This is a genomic window from Phaeovulum sp. (genome assembly GCF_047638075.1).
Lineage (GTDB): Bacteria > Pseudomonadota > Alphaproteobacteria > Rhodobacterales > Rhodobacteraceae > UBA6197.
Genome location: NZ_JBLJBV010000001.1, coordinates 1 through 17,265, shown reverse-complemented (window position 1 = coordinate 17,265; position 17,265 = coordinate 1). Strand labels below are relative to the sequence as shown.

The 17,265-nt window shown below is 59.9% G+C and carries 13 protein-coding genes; 6 read left to right on the top strand and 7 right to left on the bottom strand.

Annotation, left to right across the window (positions count from 1 at the left end):
• Positions 1–32 precede the first annotated feature (32 nt).
• From ACM62R_RS00065 to ACM62R_RS00050, 4 genes are all read right to left on the bottom strand, one after another.
• Positions 33–488 carry an NUDIX hydrolase gene (locus tag ACM62R_RS00065; protein WP_415182024.1) on the bottom strand — a complete coding sequence of 152 codons (456 nt, stop codon included), beginning with the start codon at positions 486–488 and terminating at the stop codon, positions 33–35.
• A 150-nt stretch (positions 489–638) separates the two neighbouring features.
• Complete coding sequence (locus tag ACM62R_RS00060) at positions 639–1,964, bottom strand: 3-deoxy-D-manno-octulosonic acid transferase (protein ID WP_415182023.1); 1,326 nt, start codon at positions 1,962–1,964, stop codon at positions 639–641.
• A 107-nt stretch (positions 1,965–2,071) separates the two neighbouring features.
• Positions 2,072–5,140, bottom strand: a complete 3,069-nt coding sequence (locus ACM62R_RS00055; RefSeq protein WP_415182022.1) for an efflux RND transporter permease subunit — start codon at positions 5,138–5,140, stop codon at positions 2,072–2,074.
• 10 nt (positions 5,141–5,150) lie between these two features.
• Entirely contained in the window at positions 5,151–6,278 is a 1,128-nt protein-coding gene (locus tag ACM62R_RS00050) for an efflux RND transporter periplasmic adaptor subunit (protein ID WP_415182021.1), read from the bottom strand.
• A gap of 431 nt (positions 6,279–6,709) precedes the next feature.
• Between ACM62R_RS00050 and ACM62R_RS00045 the strand changes: the two genes are divergently transcribed.
• Entirely contained in the window at positions 6,710–7,018 is a 309-nt protein-coding gene (locus ACM62R_RS00045; RefSeq protein ID WP_415182020.1) for an antifreeze protein, read from the top strand.
• A gap of 100 nt (positions 7,019–7,118) precedes the next feature.
• On the opposite strand, the gene ACM62R_RS00040 is transcribed toward ACM62R_RS00045, so the two are convergent.
• Positions 7,119–8,234, bottom strand: a complete 1,116-nt coding sequence (locus tag ACM62R_RS00040; RefSeq protein ID WP_415182019.1) for a PLP-dependent cysteine synthase family protein — start codon at positions 8,232–8,234, stop codon at positions 7,119–7,121.
• A gap of 317 nt (positions 8,235–8,551) precedes the next feature.
• Between ACM62R_RS00040 and ACM62R_RS00035 the strand changes: the two genes are divergently transcribed.
• From ACM62R_RS00035 to lpdA, 4 genes are read left to right on the top strand one after another with little or no spacing between them, the layout of a single operon-like run.
• Positions 8,552–9,784, top strand: a complete 1,233-nt coding sequence (locus tag ACM62R_RS00035) for a thiamine pyrophosphate-dependent enzyme (RefSeq protein WP_415182018.1) — start codon at positions 8,552–8,554, stop codon at positions 9,782–9,784.
• A gap of 3 nt (positions 9,785–9,787) precedes the next feature.
• On the top strand, positions 9,788–10,801 hold the full coding sequence (locus ACM62R_RS00030; RefSeq protein ID WP_415182017.1) for an alpha-ketoacid dehydrogenase subunit beta: 1,014 nt from the start codon (positions 9,788–9,790) through the stop codon (positions 10,799–10,801).
• Between the two features lie 2 nt (positions 10,802–10,803).
• A complete protein-coding gene (locus tag ACM62R_RS00025) occupies positions 10,804–12,087 on the top strand; it encodes a dihydrolipoamide acetyltransferase family protein (RefSeq protein ID WP_415182016.1) in 1,284 nt (427 codons plus the stop codon).
• A 4-nt stretch (positions 12,088–12,091) separates the two neighbouring features.
• The gene (gene lpdA, locus ACM62R_RS00020) at positions 12,092–13,480 is read left to right on the top strand and encodes a dihydrolipoyl dehydrogenase (RefSeq protein ID WP_415182015.1); all 1,389 of its coding nucleotides are present in this window, start codon (positions 12,092–12,094) and stop codon (positions 13,478–13,480) included.
• A gap of 61 nt (positions 13,481–13,541) precedes the next feature.
• Here the strand turns inward: lpdA and ACM62R_RS00015 are convergent, their stop codons facing one another.
• Complete coding sequence (locus ACM62R_RS00015; RefSeq protein ID WP_415182014.1) at positions 13,542–14,042, bottom strand: hypothetical protein; 501 nt, start codon at positions 14,040–14,042, stop codon at positions 13,542–13,544.
• A complete protein-coding gene (locus ACM62R_RS00010; protein WP_415182013.1) occupies positions 14,039–14,773 on the bottom strand; it encodes a response regulator transcription factor in 735 nt (244 codons plus the stop codon). The genes ACM62R_RS00015 and ACM62R_RS00010 overlap by 4 nt, the downstream gene beginning before the upstream one ends.
• 728 nt (positions 14,774–15,501) lie before the next feature.
• Here ACM62R_RS00010 and ACM62R_RS00005 point away from each other — a divergent pair.
• A partial coding sequence (locus ACM62R_RS00005; RefSeq protein ID WP_415182012.1) for a hypothetical protein occupies positions 15,502–17,265 on the top strand: 1,764 nt, incomplete at its 3' end.

Sequence of the window (17,265 nt, the reverse complement as noted above, 5' to 3'; positions counted from 1 at the left end):
CCTATGGTTTGGGTAGGAAAATGCAAGCGCCGTCAGAGTTTCGCAGGTAGTTCAGCCAAGAGCTGTGCCAGTTCGGGTTCCAACACTTTGGTGGCCGCCTTGGATGGGGTGAACCATTTGCGCTTGCGTTGGCCCATTTCCGGGAATTCATCTGCCAGACGGTCGACCGAAAGCGGGTAGACTGCTACGCGGCAGGGGCGCGCAATGGCTGTGCCAAGGGTTTTCTCGTAGGAAAAATGGCCCAGACAGGTATCGCTGACCGTGCCGATTACCCCGGCCTCTTCCCAGGCCTCGCGCGCGGCGGACCCTGATGCGCCAAGCCCCGCAATCGGCCACCCCTTGGGCAGCACCCAGCGCCCGCTATCGCGTGAGGTGATCAGCAAGACTTCCTGCTTGCCCGCCCGCCGACGCAGGCACAATGCCGCATATTGTGTTGGCGTCTTGCCATTTGCGCCGATCAGCAGCGATAGTTTCGTTTCAAATTTCATGGCCTGCCCAGCCCCGGTTTCCTGCCATTCGGCATGAGTGTCAATTATTCGCCCGATGATAGGGTAAGCGGGCGCATATTTCCAGCGCAGGGTTGAATGCGCGGCGGGCGCCCCGCCAGAGCCTTGGTCGCACCATCATTGGTGACGCCCCTATGTTCGGGTGGGGTGCGCGTCATCGCTGGGCGCCTTGCCGCAAGAGGGGGAAAAGATGGCGTCGAGCAGGGGGTCAAGATCGGTGCCTTTGTCCAGAACCTTGTGGGCGGTGCTGGCCATGGTGGTTTGGCGGGCGGGATCTGCCAGGGCCTCCAATGCCGCGGCCAGTGATGGGGCCGTAACGGGAAGTGCCGCCTCGGCGGCATCCAGCGCGTCAAACGCGGCGTGAAAGTTTGACACATGGGGGCCATGCACGATGGCCGAGCCGAAGGCCGCGGGCTCATAGGGGGTATGGCCGCCCCGGTCCACCAGCGACCCGCCGACGAAGGTAATACCGGCCAGCGCATACCAGATCGCCATTTCGCCCATTGTGTCGGCCAGATAGACGGGGGCATCGCCGGGGCTTTCGCCATTTGACCGGGTGGTATGGTGCAGCCCGGTGCGGGCGATCAGCGCCGCGATTTCGGCGGCGCGGCGCGGGTGGCGCGGCGCGAGGATCAGGCGGCGCGCCGGGTTGGTTTTCAGCGCTTGCGCGAATGCGGCCAGGACCGGCTCCTCTTCGCCCTCATGGGTTGAGGCGGCGAGCACCGTGGTTGCGCGGGGAAAATGGGGGCGCAGGGCCGCAACCTCGGGCGGGGGGGTGGCATCTGGCGCGGTCTTGAGATTGGTGATTGGCAAAAGCCGATCTGCGGGTAGGCCAAGTTTGGCAAAGCGCACCTCGGACCCGGCGTCCTGGGCGGATAGCGCGGTGATAGCCCCCAGCAAGCTGCCCGCAAGCCCCGGCATCCACCCCCAGCGACGGGCTGAACGTGCCGACATCCGCGCGCCGACCACCACCACCGGAATCGCGCGGGCGGCACAGGCGGTTAGGCGATTTGGCCAAAGCTCGTTTTCAACCACGACCAGCACGGCGGGGCGGGTGCGGGCCAAAAACCGGCGCAGCACCAGCCGATGATCCAGCGGCGCCAGCGCGGCATGGGTGCGCGGCAGGCGCCAGGATCGCGCCAGCGCCCGCCCGGTTTCGGTGTTGGTGGTAATCAGCAGCCGGACGGATGTGTCGCGGCGCAACACCCCCTCGATCAACGCGCGGGCCGAGGCCAGTTCGCCATTAGAGGCGGCATGAAGCCAGATCAGTGGCCCCGCCAGACCGGGCGCCGTGCCAAGGCGTTCGGCCACGCTCGCTGCATCACCCCGCCCCATCATGCGGCGCAGTAGCAGGCGCAGCGCCATATAGGGCGCGGCAAATGACACAAAAAGGCGATAAAGAAGCAAAGCGGCACCATGAACGAGGATCATGCCATTGAACCCGTCCGAACGCTGCATGCAAGGCTTGCGATACATATTTGCGGGCCGCAGAAGATGAACGGACAAGTTGCCCGTTCATCTTTATGTCAATACCTCTGTCCTTGCCAGAGGGTGTTGGGTTTGCCTTACCCGGCGGCCAGGCGGGCTTCGCGCGCCTTGCGCCAGGCAACGTCGGAAGGCGAGATGAAGGTGTAAAACATCGGCACGACAAACAGGGTGAACATGGTGCCCAGCACCAGCCCCGAGAACATCACCACGCCCATTGCCTGACGTGCGGCGGCGCCCGCGCCATCGGCCATGATCAACGGAACCACGGCCAGCGTCATGGCGGCGGTCGTCATCAGGATGGGGCGCAAGCGCACCTTGGCTGCGGCCACGATTGCCTCGCGTCGGGTGGCGGCATGGTCGTGGCGCTGCTGATTGGCAAATTCGACCATCAGGATGCCGTGTTTCGTAATCAGGCCGATCAGCGTGATCAGCCCGACCTGGCTATAGATGTTCAGCGTTCCCAGCCCCAGGTTCAACGGCAGGACCGCGCCAAAAATGGTCAGCGGCACGGACATCAGGATGATGAACGGGTCACGCAGGCTTTCAAACTGTGCGGCCAGCACCAGATAGATCACCACAACCGCTGCCGCGAAGGCGATCAGGATGGTGTTGCCCTGTTTAACCTCAAGCCGCGACTGGCCGGAATAGTCGATGAAAAAGCCGTCGGGTATAACCTCGTTTGCGATCTGAACGATCTCGGCCAGGCCATCACCGGTGGATTGGCCGGGCAAAGGCAGTGCCGTGATGGTGGCTGAGTTGAGTTGGTCAAACTGTTCGATCGAGGATGCCGCGACACCGGTTGAAATGTTGACCACCGCCGATAGCGGCACCATTTCGCCGGTTGCGGCACGCACAAAGAACTGGCCCAGTTGTTCGGGGTTGGCGCGCATGTCTTGGGGCACCTGGGTCACAATGTCATAGCTGTTGGAGTCGCGGTCAAACTGTGCCACAGCGCCGCCGCCCACCAAAAGCCCCAGCGTCGCCCCGATCTCTGAGACCGGCACATTCAGCGTTGCCGCGCGATCACGGTCGATCATGACCCGCACTTCGGGGGCATCGAAGGCCAACGAATTTTGCACGATGATGAACTTGCCTGTGGCCTGCGCCTTGGCCTTGATTTCATCAGCGACCTCGGCCACCCGATCCGGCGAGTGGATCGACTGAATCACGACAGAGATAGGCAAGCCGCCGCCTGTGCCCGGTAGCGATGGTGGCGAAAAGACAAAGCCCTGCACCCCCGCCACCGAGTCCAGCCGCGCCTGAATGTCCTGCTGGATTTGCTTTTGGTTGCGGATCCGGTCGGACCAGTCTTTCAGCGCCCAGATATAGATGCCGGTATTTCCAGCCCCCCCAAAACCGGCAATCGAAAACTCGGTCCGAACCTCGTCTATATCCTGGGTCAGATGCGAGATTTGATCAGTGTAAAGGTTGGTGTAGTCGATGGTTGCGTAGCGTGGGCCGTTCAAAAAGGCGAACAGCGCGCCTTGGTCTTCTTCCGGGGCCAGTTCGGTTGAGGTGTTGAAAAACATGAACCCCGTCACCCCGACCAGTGTGGCCACGATCAAAAGCGTCACCGGGCGATAATCAAGCGAGGATGACACCCGCCGCCCGTACCACGCTGACAGCGTGTCCGAAACGTGGTCGACATATCCTTGAAACTTGCTGGTGCTGTCATGGCTCAAAAGTCGGGCGGACATCATGGGGGTGATGGTCAGCGCGATGATCCCCGAAAGCACGACCGCGCCGGCCAGGGTAAAGGCAAATTCCTGAAACAACGAACCGGTAAGCCCGCCGGTAAAGGCCAAAGGCGTAAGAACGGCTGCCAGTGTGATGGTCATGGCAATGACCGGGCCGGTGATTTCCTGCATCCCCTTGATGGCCGCAGGCATCGGTTTCATGCCGTCTTCGATATGGCGGTGGATGTTTTCCACCACCACGATCGCGTCGTCAACGACAAGCCCGATCGCCAGCACCATGGCCAGCAGCGTCAGCAGGTTGATCGAATACCCCAGCGCCAACAACACCGACATCACCCCGATCAGCGACAGCGGAATGGTGACGATTGGCATCAGCACCGACCGGAACGATCCAAGGAACAACAAGATCACCAACACCACGATGCCGACCGCTTCAGCGATGGTCTTGAACACCTCATCGATCGAGGCCGAGATGGTTTCGGTCGAATCGTAAACCAGTTCGATGTTCATCCCCTCGGGCAGGGTGTCATTGATGACGGGCAATTCAGCGACCACGGCGGCCGCAGTATCCAGCGGGTTGGCCGCCGGGGTGGGGAACACGCCGATAAAGGTGCCGGGTTGACCGTTGAAGGTCACAATCTCTGACCCGTCCTTGGCCGCCAGTTGTACATCGGCCACATCGCGCAGCCGCACCACGGCATCGCCATCGGCGCGGATCGGCAGGGCGCCGAACGCCTCAGGGGTTTGCAAGGTGGATTGCAACGTGATTGACTGTGCGACATATTCGTTTTCTGTCTTGCCGGGGGCCGACAGGAAGTTCGACGCGCGGATCGCGCCCAGCACTTCGGATGCGGTCACGCCGCGCGCCGCCAGTTTCAGCGGGTCAATCCAGACGCGCATCGCGTAGTTCGAGGCCCCGATCACCTGAATTTCTGCCACGCCGGGAATAGTGGACATGCGCGGGCGGATCACGCGCTCAAGATATTCGGTCAACTGTTCGGGCGTCATGTTGGGGTTCTGGGCGGCCAGATACATCAGCGCGAACTGCATCCCCGTGCCTTTGACGATGATCGGGTCTTCCGCCTCACTGGGCAGTTGCCCGCGCACCTGTTGAACCTTGGCCAGCACTTCGGTCAGGGCTACGTCGGGGTCGGCACCAAGCTGCATCTGCACCGACACGACCGAGGCCGAGGGCCGCGACTGCGAGGTGACATAGTCAATGTTTTCGGTCGTCGCCACCGCTGCGGCAACCGGCGAGGTGATGAAGCCCTGAATCAGGTCCGGCGCGGCGCCGGGGTAGACCGTGGTGATCGTGACCACGGTTTCCTCAACCTCGGGGTATTGGCGCACGGCAAGGCTGAAAATCGCCTGAAATCCCAGCAAAAGCATGAAAGCGCCCAACACGGTAGACAGCACGGGGCGGCGGATGAATATCTCGGAAAAGCTCATCTTATGGCCCTCAGTTGCCGGTTTGGGGGGCGGCGTCGCCATAGGCCACGGGGGTCGGCGCGACGGAATTGTCGATGGTGACGGCGGCACCGGCAGATAGCTTGTTCTGGCCCGCGTTCACCACCTTGTCGCCTGCTGCCAACCCTTCGGTTATTTCAACCATGGCGCCGGTACGGCGGCCCAGTTTGACAAATACCTGTTCGGCGCGTTCGGGGTCGCCTTCGGCCTTGCCGGGGCGCACAACATAGACCGAGTCACCGTAAAGGTTTGATGTAACGACAGTTTGTGGCAGCGCGATTACCCCGTCTTCGTCCGGCAGATCAACCCGTACGCGCAAGAACTGACCCGGTGTGATGCCTGTGCCCGCGTTGTCTACCACAGCGCGAACCGTAACCAGACGCGAGTTGGGGTCGATCTTCGGCTCTATCCCGCTGATATGGCCGGTTGCGGACAGATCACCCACCTCAGACCGGACCGACAGCGCCTGACCCGTGCTTACAAGGCCCAATTGCTGTTCGGTCAGGGTGAAATCGACGCGCATGTTATCGCGGTCTTGCAGGGTCGCATACACCGTGCCGGTGGCGACGAACTGGCCCGCCTCGATCTGGGGGATCCCCACCACACCGGCGAAGGGTGCGGTCAGGCTTTTGGTTGCCAAAAGAGCCTTCAGCTTGGCCACGGTGGACCGGGCAGAGACGGCCTGTGCCTCGGCAACATCCAAGGCATTCGAGGTGGAAACGCCGCGCGTTGACAATTCCCTCGCGCGTTTCAACTCGGTCTCGGCCAGCTGCATTGCGGCTTCTGCGGCGGCCAGATCGGCCCGTTCGGTGCGGTCGTCGATTTGCACCAGGACGTCGCCCTTTTTGACGCGGTCATTGGCCGTAAAAGCAATTTCTCGCACCACGCCCGAGGCTTCGACTGACAGGTCAACGCCCTGTGCCGCCCGCGCGGTGCCGATGGTTTCAATACCCGGCGTCCAGGTGATCGGTTGCACTTCGGTTACTGAAACCACCAATGGGGCCGGGGTCATGCCGGCAAAAAATTGCGCGATCATCTTGGCGCGAAACAGATTGAAGCCAACAATGCCGCCGCCGATCAATCCAAGAACGACGATGGCGATGATTATACGCTTTATCATGAAGACCCCTGCAGTCATTGAACATAGAAAAGCCAGCGCGCAACCTTGCCCGCCGGTCTCATTCCTGAACGTGATAGTTCAGAATGTACGTCGGGTGTCAATCACGCATCAGGCGCAAGCTATGTCGTTTAACCCATATGGCAAGGGAGTAAAGCGCAGTCCCCGCATTGCATTACCTTACGGAAGGCAAAGTCGTATTTTGTTGCGGCCACGTTCTGAATCAGGTGACAAAGCGAAAAGGTGACGCAACTGGAGCGATCATCTGACCGTCTGAACCACATATGGCGGACGATATTTTATAGCAATATGTGATTTGGGTTTTGGTGGAACCGATGCGCATGCCTTTGTGAACCGCTTTAGAGAACAGGCTTACACCGAATGGTAAGCCTTGGGGCGTGATGAAATGAAATCAGGGAGGAGCGATACGAGAAATGTTTGACCCTTTCGCGCCATTTGCGCTGTGTATGGATATCGCAAAGATCGGGATGGAAGCACAATCCGTGGTTACTTATCGGCTGGCAGGGCTGATGGGGCTGTGGGATACCCCCCCGTCCGAGGTGAACCGGATGTTTGCCGAAAAACAGCGCGCCATGGTATGGTCAGTCGGTGCGGCACAACGTGCTGTGTTTGCGGGAAAATCGCCCGAAGCGGTGATGCGGGCCGGGCTTAAGCCTATCGGCAAACGCACGGCTGCAAATGCGCGTCGCCTTGCGCGGCTGGGGCCGAAAAACGGCGATTGATGCCGCCTTTCGCGCATTGGCCGGCGCGTCAGCGCGGCGCGCAATGCGCAGTGATACCTCAAAGGCCTGTGCCCCGGACAGCCCCCGAAGAGAAGCGTGACTAGGAGGGGGCCGCGATAAGGCCGTCAATCCGCGCTTTCCAGGCTGTCGTGTCCACACCGCATTTGGCCAGCCAATCGGCATTGTAATAGGTGTCCAGGTAGCGCTCTCCGCTGTCGCAGATCAGCGTTACGATTGAACCCGTCTGCCCGCGCCGCTGCATTTCGGCAGCGATGCACAGAACCCCGAAAAAGTTAGTTCCGCTCGAAGGGCCAACCTTGCGAAACAACAGGTTTGAAAGCGCCTGCATTGCCGCAACCGATGCCGCATCCGCAACCTTGATCATCGCGTCGATGACCCCAGGAATAAACGACGGCTCGACCCGGGGGCGCCCGATCCCTTCGATGCGCGATGATGTTTTTGCCGTAAGGTTGCGGTCGCGTGATTGCCAGGCATCGAAAAATACCGAATGTTCCGGGTCCACGACGCATAGCGATGTGCGAAGGTCCTGATACCGGATATAGCGCCCGATCGTGGCTGATGTGCCGCCGGTGCCCGCGCTCATGACGATCCATTCGGGTATTGGATGCGGTTCGCCGGCCATCTGGCGGTAGATGCTTTCCGCGATGTTGTTGTTTCCGCGCCAATCCGTTGCCCGTTCGGCATTTGTGAATTGGTCCAGGTAAAAGCCGCCCGATTCCTGTGCCAGCCGTGCCGCTTCGGAATAGACGGCATCTGCGGTGCCGACAAAGTGACACTTGCCGCCATATTGGGTGATTGCGGCGACCTTTGCGCGCGAGGTGCTTTCTGGCATCACCGCGACAAACGGCAAGCCAAGAAGCCGCGCAAAATAAGCCTCGCTGACCGCTGTAGAGCCAGAGGACGCCTCGACCACCGTTGTCTTTGGGCCAATATCGCCATTGCTGATCCCGTAAAGAAACAAGGACCGCGCCAACCGATGTTTCAGACTGCCCGTCGGATGGGTGCTTTCATCCTTTAGATAGATCGGGATACCCGCAAGCCCCGGCACATCCAGCCGAACCAGATGGGTATCGGCCGAGCGCTGGCGGTCGCGTTCAAGCTGGGTCGCGGCGTGGCGGACCCATTCATGGTCAGTCGGGCGGGTGATGATCAGATTTGCAGGGCAAAAACGTTCAGCGTCAGCGTGGTTTGTCATGGCTCAGAAGTCTTTCATTGCGAACAGGTTCCGCCCTTGATCAACGTGCCACACGGCAGGCAGGCACCTTGCCATGGTGCGTAGGCTGTCGCGGGTGCCCAAGTATTCGGCGCATGTATTCTTTACCCCGGCTATGGCTGAGAGGTCACGCGGAAAGATCGCGGGGTTGATCGCGCCCCCCTTTCATCCCGGCCCTTAACGCTTGCGTGCGGGGCAAGTGGTTATAGCCCGCGGCCCCTATCGTAATTTCGCCCGAAGCTGTTATCATGGTCTTTTAACTGCCGTTCTTTCGTCACTGGCCTGTGAGGAAGTCCGCCATGCAAAAGATCGCTGCGCTTAGCCTTCATGTTCCCGAACCCGAGGTTCGCCCCGGTGGGGTGCCCGATTTCACCAATGTGACCATCGCCCCGGCGGGCGCTGTTGACCGCCCGCCTGTGGATGTTGACCCCCGCGAAATCCGTGATTTGGCGTTTTCCATCATCCGGGTGCTGAACCGCGCGGGCGAGGCGGTTGGCCCTTGGGCGGGCACGCTTGGCGACGATGAGTTGGTCGCGGGGCTGCGCCATATGATGCTGCTGCGCAGTTTTGACGCACGGATGATTATCGCGCAGCGTCAGGGCAAGACCTCGTTCTACATGCAACATCTGGGCGAAGAGGCGGTCAGCACCGCCTTTCGCAAGGCATTGTTGCCCGGCGATATGAATTTTCCCACCTATCGGCAGGCCGGGCTGTTGATTGCGGATGATTATCCGCTGGTGGATATGATGAACCAGATTTACTCGAATTCGGCCGATCCGCTGAAGGGGCGGCAGTTGCCGGTGCTTTATTCAGTCAAGAGCAAGGGTTTTTTCACGCTTTCCGGCAACCTTGCCACGCAGTTCCCGCAAGCGGTTGGCTGGGCCATGGCCTCGGCGATCAAGGGCGAAACGAATATCGCGGCCGCCTGGATTGGTGACGGGTCAACCGCCGAAAGCGACTTTCACGCGGGGCTGGTCTTTGCCTCGACGTTCAAGGCGCCGGTCATTTTGAATGTGGTCAACAACCAATGGGCCATTTCCACGTTTCAGGGCATCGCGCGCGGTAGTGCGGGCACATTTGCGGCGCGGGGGCTGGGGTTTGGTCTGCCCTCGCTGCGGGTCGACGGAAATGACTATCTGGCGGTTCATGCGGTGGCGAAATGGGCTGCTGAACGGGCAAGGCGCAGCCTGGGCCCGACGTTGATTGAATACGTCACCTACCGCGCCGGGGCCCATTCATCGTCTGATGACCCCACCGCCTACCGCCCCAAGGAAGAATCTGCCGCCTGGCCGCTGGGTGACCCGGTGATCCGGTTGAAAGCGCATCTGATCGCCAAAGGGCTTTGGTCTGATGAGCGGCACGCCCAGTTGGAGGTCGAACTGCTGGATACCGTGATCGCCGCCCAGAAAGAGGCCGAAAGTTTCGGCACGCTTCATTCCGGCGCCCACCCGTCGACGCGGGACATGTTTGAGGGGGTTTACGCCGAAATGCCTGCGCATCTGCGCCGCCAGCGGCAAGAAATGGGGGTCTAGCGCATGGCACGGATGACGATGCTTCAGGCTATCCGCGACGCCATGGATGTCGCCATGGGGCATGATCCGACGGTTGTGGTTTACGGCGAGGACGTGGGGTATTTTGGCGGCGTGTTCCGCGCCACGCAGGGGTTGCAGGAAAAATATGGCCGCACCCGCTGTTTTGATACGCCGATCAGCGAAAGCGGCATTGTCGGCACCGCTATCGGCATGGCCGCGAATGGGCTCAAACCCTGTGTCGAGATCCAGTTCGCGGATTATATGTACCCCGCCTATGACCAGATCACCCAAGAGGCGGCGCGCATCCGCTACCGCTCTTCGGGGGAGTTTACCTGCCCGATCGTGATCCGCATGCCAACCGGCGGCGGTATATTCGGCGGCCAGACCCACAGCCAAAGCCCCGAGGCGCTGTTTACCCATGTTGCGGGCCTAAAGGTGGTGATGCCGTCAAACCCGCATGACGCCAAGGGCCTGCTGATCGCTTCAATCGAAGACCGCGATCCGGTCATTTTTCTGGAACCCAAGCGCCTTTATAACGGGCCGTTTGATGGCCATTACGACCGGCCGGTGACGTCCTGGGCGAAACACCCCGATGGCGAGGTGCCCGAGGGGTATTTTGCCGTGCCGCTGGGCCAGGCCCATATTGCGCGCAAAGGGGGCGGCGTTACCGTTCTGGCCTACGGCACGATGGTGCATGTTGCGCTGGCCGCCGCTGACGACACCGGGGTTGACGCCGAGGTGATCGACCTGCGCACCCTGCTGCCCTACGATCTAGACACGATCACCGCATCGGTCCGCAAGACGGGCCGCTGCGTGGTCGTGCATGAGGCAACGCTGACCTCGGGCTTTGGCGCCGAACTGGCGGCATTGGTGGCCGAGCATTGTTTTTACCACCTGGAGGCGCCGGTGTGCCGTGTGGCAGGCTGGGACACGCCCTATCCGCATGCGCAGGAATGGGACTATTTCCCCGGCCCCGCCCGTGTTGGCGCGGCGCTGACCAAGACGATGGAGGCCTGACGATGGGCCAGCACACGATAAAAGTTCCCGATGTTGGCGAAGGTATCGCTGAGGTGGAACTGGCGGAATGGGCCGTTGAGGTGGGTGATCTGGTGCGCGAAGATCAGGTGCTGGCGGCGGTGATGACCGATAAGGCAACCGTTGAAATCCCCTCGCCTGCAGACGGCAAGGTGATCTGGCGCGAGGCGGAAATAGGCCAGAAAATGGCCGTGGGTGCCCCCCTGATCCGGCTGGAGGTCGCGGGCGACGGTAACACCAAACCAAGCGCGGCGATCAGGGATGAACCACCTGCCGTGCCGCTGCCCCGCGCCAGGGGCGACAGCGACCCCATGGCCAAACCGCCGAAACCGGAAAGACCCGCTACCCCGCCCCACCCCGTTCATGCGCCGCTAGCTCCACTGCCCCGCCCCGAGGGGGAACGGCCGATGGCCGCGCCCTCGGTCCGCGCGCGCGCCGCAGAGGCGGGCGTTGATCTGCGCCGGGTGACGGGGTCAGGGCCGGCTGGGCGCATCACCCACGAAGATCTGGATCGGCTGGCAGCCCAACCCGAGGCCCCCCGCCCGGCAGGCACCCGTCAGCGCAACACCACGATCGAACAGATCAAGCTGATCGGTATGCGCCGCAAGATCGCGGAAAAGATGGCCCTCGCAAAAGCGCGAATACCGCATATCACCTATGTCGAGGAAATTGATGTGACTGCGGTTGAGGCATTGCGGGTCAGCCTGAACGTTACAAAGCCTGACAGCCACCCGAAACTGACGCTGTTGCCGTTTTTGATGCGCGCCATGGTGCAGGCCATCGCCGCGCAACCCCGCTTGAATGCCCGCTTTGATGATGAGGCGGGGGTGATCGAGCAGGTCGGCGGGGTGCATATCGGTATTGCCGCGCAGACGGGCGCGGGGCTGATGGTGCCGGTCGTGCGCCATTGCGAGGCGCGCGATATATGGGAATGCGCCGCCGAGCTGAACCGCGTCACGGATGCCGCCAAATCCGGCAGGGCCGCGCGGGATGAATTGACCGGATCGACCATCACCATCACCTCGCTTGGCGCGATGGGGGGGATTGTTTCGACCCCGGTGATCAACCACCCCGAAGTGGCAATCATCGGGGTGAACAAGATCGCGATCCGCCCAGTCTGGCAGGACGGTGCCTTTGTGCCGCGCAAGATGATGAACCTTTCATCGGGCTTTGATCATCGGGTGATCGACGGTTGGGATGCGGCGATGTTCATCCAAAAGATCAAGACCTTGCTGGAAACGCCGGCGCTGATCTTTGTCGAAGGGTAGGGCAATGAGGGATATTTATTGCAAACTACTGGTGATTGGGGCGGGGCCCGGCGGCTATGTCTGTGCCATCCGCGCGGGACAGTTGGGCATTGATACGGTGATCGTTGATTTTGCCAAACCGGGCGGCACCTGCCTGAATATCGGCTGCATCCCCTCAAAAGCGCTGATCCATGCGGCAGATGAATTTGATGCAGCCCGGAACCGGGCGTTGCCGAATGCACTGGGCATCAGCGCGGGCGCGCCGCAGATTGATCTGGCCCAAACGGTAGAGTGGAAAAACAGTATTGTTGCGCGGTTGACCGGGGGTGTCAGTGATCTTTTGAAACGGGCCAAGGTCAAGATCCTGGCGGGACAGGCGCGGTTTCTGGACGGCAAGACGGTTGAGGTGATGACAGATACCGGGCCGCAGATCCTTCATGCCGAAAACGTCGTGATCGCCACCGGATCGGCCCCGGCGGAGCTGCCGTCGCTGCCGTTCGGCGGGCGCGTGATCGCATCAACCGAGGCGCTGGCGCTGGCGCGGATACCCGAAAGCATGGTGGTGGTTGGCGGCGGCTATATCGGGTTGGAACTGGGCACCGCCTTTGCCAAAATCGGCGTCACGGTGACGGTAATCGAGGCCGCCAGCCGCGTGCTGCCGCAATATGACGCTGATCTGATCCGCCCGGTGCTACGGCGACTGAATGAGCTTGGGGTCACGGTGATGACCGGGGCCAAAGTGACCGGTATGAATGTAAAAGGCGCCCTGCAGATTGAGGGCCCCGACGGCGATGTGCGGATGAAGGCCGATACAGTGCTGGTAGCCGTTGGCCGCCGCCCGGTGACCGATGGTTGGGGCCGCGAAGAACTGGTGCTTGAGATGGACGGCCCCTATCTGCGTGTTGATGACCGCTGCCAGACCGCAATGCGCGGCATCTATGCCATAGGCGACGTCACGGGTGGGCCGATGCTGGCGCACCGGGCGATGGCCCAAGGCGAATTGGTCGCGGGCGTCATCGCGGGCCACAAGGTCCGGTGGACGAAACAGGCAATCCCCGCCGTGTGCTTTACCGACCCCGAGGTTGTGACCGCTGGCCTGACCCCGGATCAGGCCCGCGATGCGGGATATAAAACCAAGATCGGGCAGTTCCCCCTTGCCGCAAACGGGCGGGCGTTGACGATGCAGGCCGGGCAAGGCTTTGTCCGGGTTGTGGCGCGTGCGGACAATCATCTGGTGCTGGGTATTCAGGCCGTCGGGCGCGGTGTCTCCGAGCTGTCAGCAGCCTTTGGGCTGGCGTTGGAAATGCAGGCCCGGCTTGAAGATATTGCGGCCACGGTCCACACACACCCGACCCAAGGTGAGGCCTTGCAAGAGGCTGCGATGACAGCGTTGGGTCAAGCCTTGCATATTTGAAAACCATGGCCATTCGGGCGGTTTTTAAGGCCTGTCGTTATGATTGCTGGCTGATGCGCCGTCAAACGGGATAGCCAAAGTCTGAAATCGTGCGCCAAATGTCATGGTTGATCAGCTTCAATTCCTTGATAGCGGCCTCGATATCCTCAAGGGCTGCGTCATTCAAGGGATTGACCTGACCCATCATCAGCTTGTCCTTGCGATCGGCTATGCGCATCAGAATTGTCCGGGGGTTTCCGCCCTCGGCATCAAAGGCATAGATGCAATGATTATATCTATTACGCAAAGCTGACTGGCTTAGGATACGCCCCGTCAGCGAAAGGATGCTTTTTCGTTCAGTCAGGCTGGTCTTTTCCAGCTTAGATAAGCGCTCTACCAGATCTATGCGGGCGCGGGTGGTATTCAGCGTCAAAAATACGACCGTTGCCGTTTCCTTATCCATACCGGACAGCCCTGCGATCAGATGAATCAACAGGCTTTCGGTGTTTGTCCAAGCATAATTCAGCTTACCTACCAGCAGTAAGAAACCATCGAAATCAATCAGATGGTCCGGGTCTGTCACAATGGCCCACCATTGGCGTTATCGGCAGAAGACAAATACCAGATGGCAGCTTCGGTTCGGTTGTTGACGCCCAGTTTGGCGATCACATGGTGAATATGCAGCTTGATCGTATGTTCCGATACGTCAAGCTCTTCTGCGATGATCTTGTTTTGTTTGCCTTTCGACACAGAACATAAAACCTGGCGTTCGCGCTCGGTTAGTTTGACCGGTCCTTTCTCTGGCCGCGGCATCTGGGTGTGTGAAACCGGGCTGTCGTTGCCGCCTTTTGGAGGGTGATCCGTTCCCGAATCTTCGATCAGCTCATCGGGGATATATCGCACTTTGCCCATCAGCAGGCGAAGAATGGATAGCCTCCGATCAATTTCCATGTTCATGGGTAAAAACCCAAGTGCGGGCGGTGTCTCTTTCTTTGCAGTATGCAACAACAGGTTTCGCGCAACTTCGGGTTGTCGATAAGCAAGTGCAAACATTGTCGCGGGGAACCTTTCACGCAAGAACGGCATGCGTTCGCAAAACTCACCCGTTTTCGTTTCATTGACTATGATCGCCCGAATTCGTTTGGCACGCTCTGGTGCAATGGCCGAAAGTTCATTCAAAGAAGCAATACGGTTAAATTCAACGCATCCAAATTCACTGCGTGTAATCCGGAGCATTGTATCCGAGAAATCAAGGGAGTTTCCGACAAAAATACAACCTATGGTGACTGGGGTATCATTAATCTCAGTGTGCATTATAAACTTACCTCGCCTTAACCTTAAGGTTGCATATTTATTTGAAAAAATACCAACAGGAATTGTGTTTAGAATGCCGCTAAGAAGTGTTGCAACGGAACTTAGTCAACGGCTTAAATTATTGTAAGTCATTGGTTTATATTGTAAAAATATCAAACTCCCTTGCCCGTAGGTTGAAGCCCGTTTGCACTTCTGTATTAACCTTATGCTAACACATTTTTCGGCAAGAGTCCGCCGATTTGTAGTTTTTTGAAACCATAAGGTGGTTACGGCACCCTGTCCTGACGGCTAGGGGGCATGGGTGTGGTGATTAATAACCGTTTGGCTTGGTCATCAGAAATACTTGTTTTACCTCAATTGGTTTTGGCGCGCCAGACGCTCGCACAATGTCTAGCTATGTCAATCATGCCTTCTGGTGGGATGCTGATTTCCGTACGGATCCTTTTACCGCAACGCGGATCTGTAGGGCGGGATATAGCAAAGACCCCTGGAAACGGCGATCAAATATGCCGAATCGCTTTGGGCCGATTCTCCCGCTTGGTGCGAAGAAATCAGGGGGGGGCGCGAACGTAAGATCACAGGTCTGTCAGACGAAGCTGAGACCGGAAGGCCGAGTCATCGCCCAAGGTTTCATAATTCGACGTGCAACGAAAAATGCGCTTGTGTGATGATCGCTTTTGAAATGAGCGGCGATCCGGCGAACGCATCCAACATGATGGAGAACTTCGATGCCCAAGAAAAGCATGATCATGCCGCTTCAAGCCCAGGGCCAAGGCCAGGGTCAGCTTGAGGCCCAGGGCCAGGCCCAGGCCGAGCTGCAGGCTCAGGCCCAACTGGAAGCACAGGGCCAGGCCCAGGGTCAGGGCCAGCACCAGTCATCCGACAGTGAAAACTGGAATGGCAATGGCAATGGCAATGGCAACCTGAACGGTAATGGTAACGGTAACCTGAATGGTAATGGTAATGGTAACCTGAATGGTAACGGTAATGGCAATGCCAACATGAACGGTAACGGTAACGGTAACGCCAACATGAACGGCAACGGCAACCTGAATGCCAATGGCAACCTGAATGCCAACGGTAATCTGAATGCCAACCACAATTCCAACACCTCAGATACGACTGTCGACGTGTATGTGGGGGTTGGGCTTGAGGGGTATGAGCCGACCGACAATGACTTTGCCGATATCGACCTCAGCGACGCGAGCGCGGGTGATTTCATCATGGCGCAGGGCAACATCAACTACGACCCTGGCAATGATATGAACCTGCAAAACATGTTGAATGATGCGCTGAATGGTTCGGGCAATAATGCCGGAACCGTCAACGCGCAGGCAAACCACTTGGTTGATAATGACAGCCTGTCGAATGTGTCCAACAGCGGCAGCATGACCCAGACCAACACCTCAAGCGGTGGCACAGCGACCTCTGAAGACGGTATCGACAGCAATGCCGATGGCGCGATGGGGGGCAGCAATGCCCAATCCAACGGTGGGTTTGCGCTGGGCGGTCTGGGCGTTGGTGGTGCGGCGACGGCTGGCAGCGGAACCAGCGGCCCCGGTGGCGCGGGTAGTGCGGCCGGTGGCTCGGGCGGTAATGGTGGCAGCGCCGGTGCGCTTGGCGTTGGTCTGGGCTTGGGCGGTGCAGCCGCTCATAGCACGTCGACCGGCGGTGCCGGCGGCGACGCGGCGTCGGTTGCGCTGGGCCTGGGGGCTGGTGGTGCCGGTGCCGACTCGGGCGCGACCGGTGGCGGCTCGGGTGATGCCGGTGGTATCGGTGCGGGTTTTGGCGCGGCTGGTTCCAATGCCGACAGCTCCAACACCGGTGACGCCGGTGCGCTGGGTGCGGGCCTTGGGCTGCTGAACCTTGGCCTTGCAGGTGCCAATAACGGCGAAACCGGCAATGCCGATGCGGATGCCATTGGTGCTGGTCTGGGTGCTGGCCTGGGTGCCAGCGGTGACGGTGGTGCTGCCGGTTCGCTGGCTGCGGCTGCCGGTTACGGTGCCGGGACGGCCACTGCGGGTGATGCAAGTGGTGGTTACGGCGGTGCCTCTGATGCGACCTCGGGTGCAACCAACTCGTCCAGCGGTAATGGCGGCACGAACAGTGCAGGTGCCGGTGACGGCAGCTATGGCACTGGCGGCCAGGCATGGGGCGGTAGCACGGGTGATGCCTACGGTGGCTATGCCGAGGTTGGCGGTGTCGAGGCCTATGGCGGTCAGGCCGGTGACGGCTATGCCTATAACGGTGATGGCGGTGCCGGTGGCAATGCCGGGATGTGGGGGTCGCACAACGGTGACGACGGGTTCGTGACCGGTGAGTCCTTCGCTTCGGCAGCGTCGCAAATCGAAACCACGGCGTTCAACCAAAGCATCGTAATGGGGGCCAACGTTCTGGGTAACGTTGTCGACATGACGGTTGTCGGTGGTTCGTTCAGCTCGAGTATCCGTCTTGATCAAGCCGTTTTTTTCACCCAATTTCGGTCAGCTTTG

Excerpts from the sequence above, each read along its gene's own strand:
- ACM62R_RS00045 (WP_415182020.1), top strand. The coding sequence starts at position 6,710 with ATGTTTGACCCTTTCGCGCCATTTGCGCTGTGTATGGATATCGCAAAG.
- ACM62R_RS00010 (WP_415182013.1), bottom strand. The coding sequence starts at position 14,773 with ATGCACACTGAGATTAATGATACCCCAGTCACCATAGGTTGTATTTTT.
- ACM62R_RS00060 (WP_415182023.1), bottom strand. The coding sequence starts at position 1,964 with ATGCAGCGTTCGGACGGGTTCAATGGCATGATCCTCGTTCATGGTGCC.
- ACM62R_RS00065 (WP_415182024.1), bottom strand. The coding sequence starts at position 488 with ATGAAATTTGAAACGAAACTATCGCTGCTGATCGGCGCAAATGGCAAG.
- ACM62R_RS00050 (WP_415182021.1), bottom strand. The coding sequence starts at position 6,278 with ATGATAAAGCGTATAATCATCGCCATCGTCGTTCTTGGATTGATCGGC.
- ACM62R_RS00030 (WP_415182017.1), top strand. The coding sequence starts at position 9,788 with ATGGCACGGATGACGATGCTTCAGGCTATCCGCGACGCCATGGATGTC.
- ACM62R_RS00035 (WP_415182018.1), top strand. The coding sequence starts at position 8,552 with ATGCAAAAGATCGCTGCGCTTAGCCTTCATGTTCCCGAACCCGAGGTT.
- lpdA (WP_415182015.1), top strand. The coding sequence starts at position 12,092 with ATGAGGGATATTTATTGCAAACTACTGGTGATTGGGGCGGGGCCCGGC.
- ACM62R_RS00055 (WP_415182022.1), bottom strand. The coding sequence starts at position 5,140 with ATGAGCTTTTCCGAGATATTCATCCGCCGCCCCGTGCTGTCTACCGTG.
- ACM62R_RS00025 (WP_415182016.1), top strand. The coding sequence starts at position 10,804 with ATGGGCCAGCACACGATAAAAGTTCCCGATGTTGGCGAAGGTATCGCT.
- ACM62R_RS00040 (WP_415182019.1), bottom strand. The coding sequence starts at position 8,234 with ATGACAAACCACGCTGACGCTGAACGTTTTTGCCCTGCAAATCTGATC.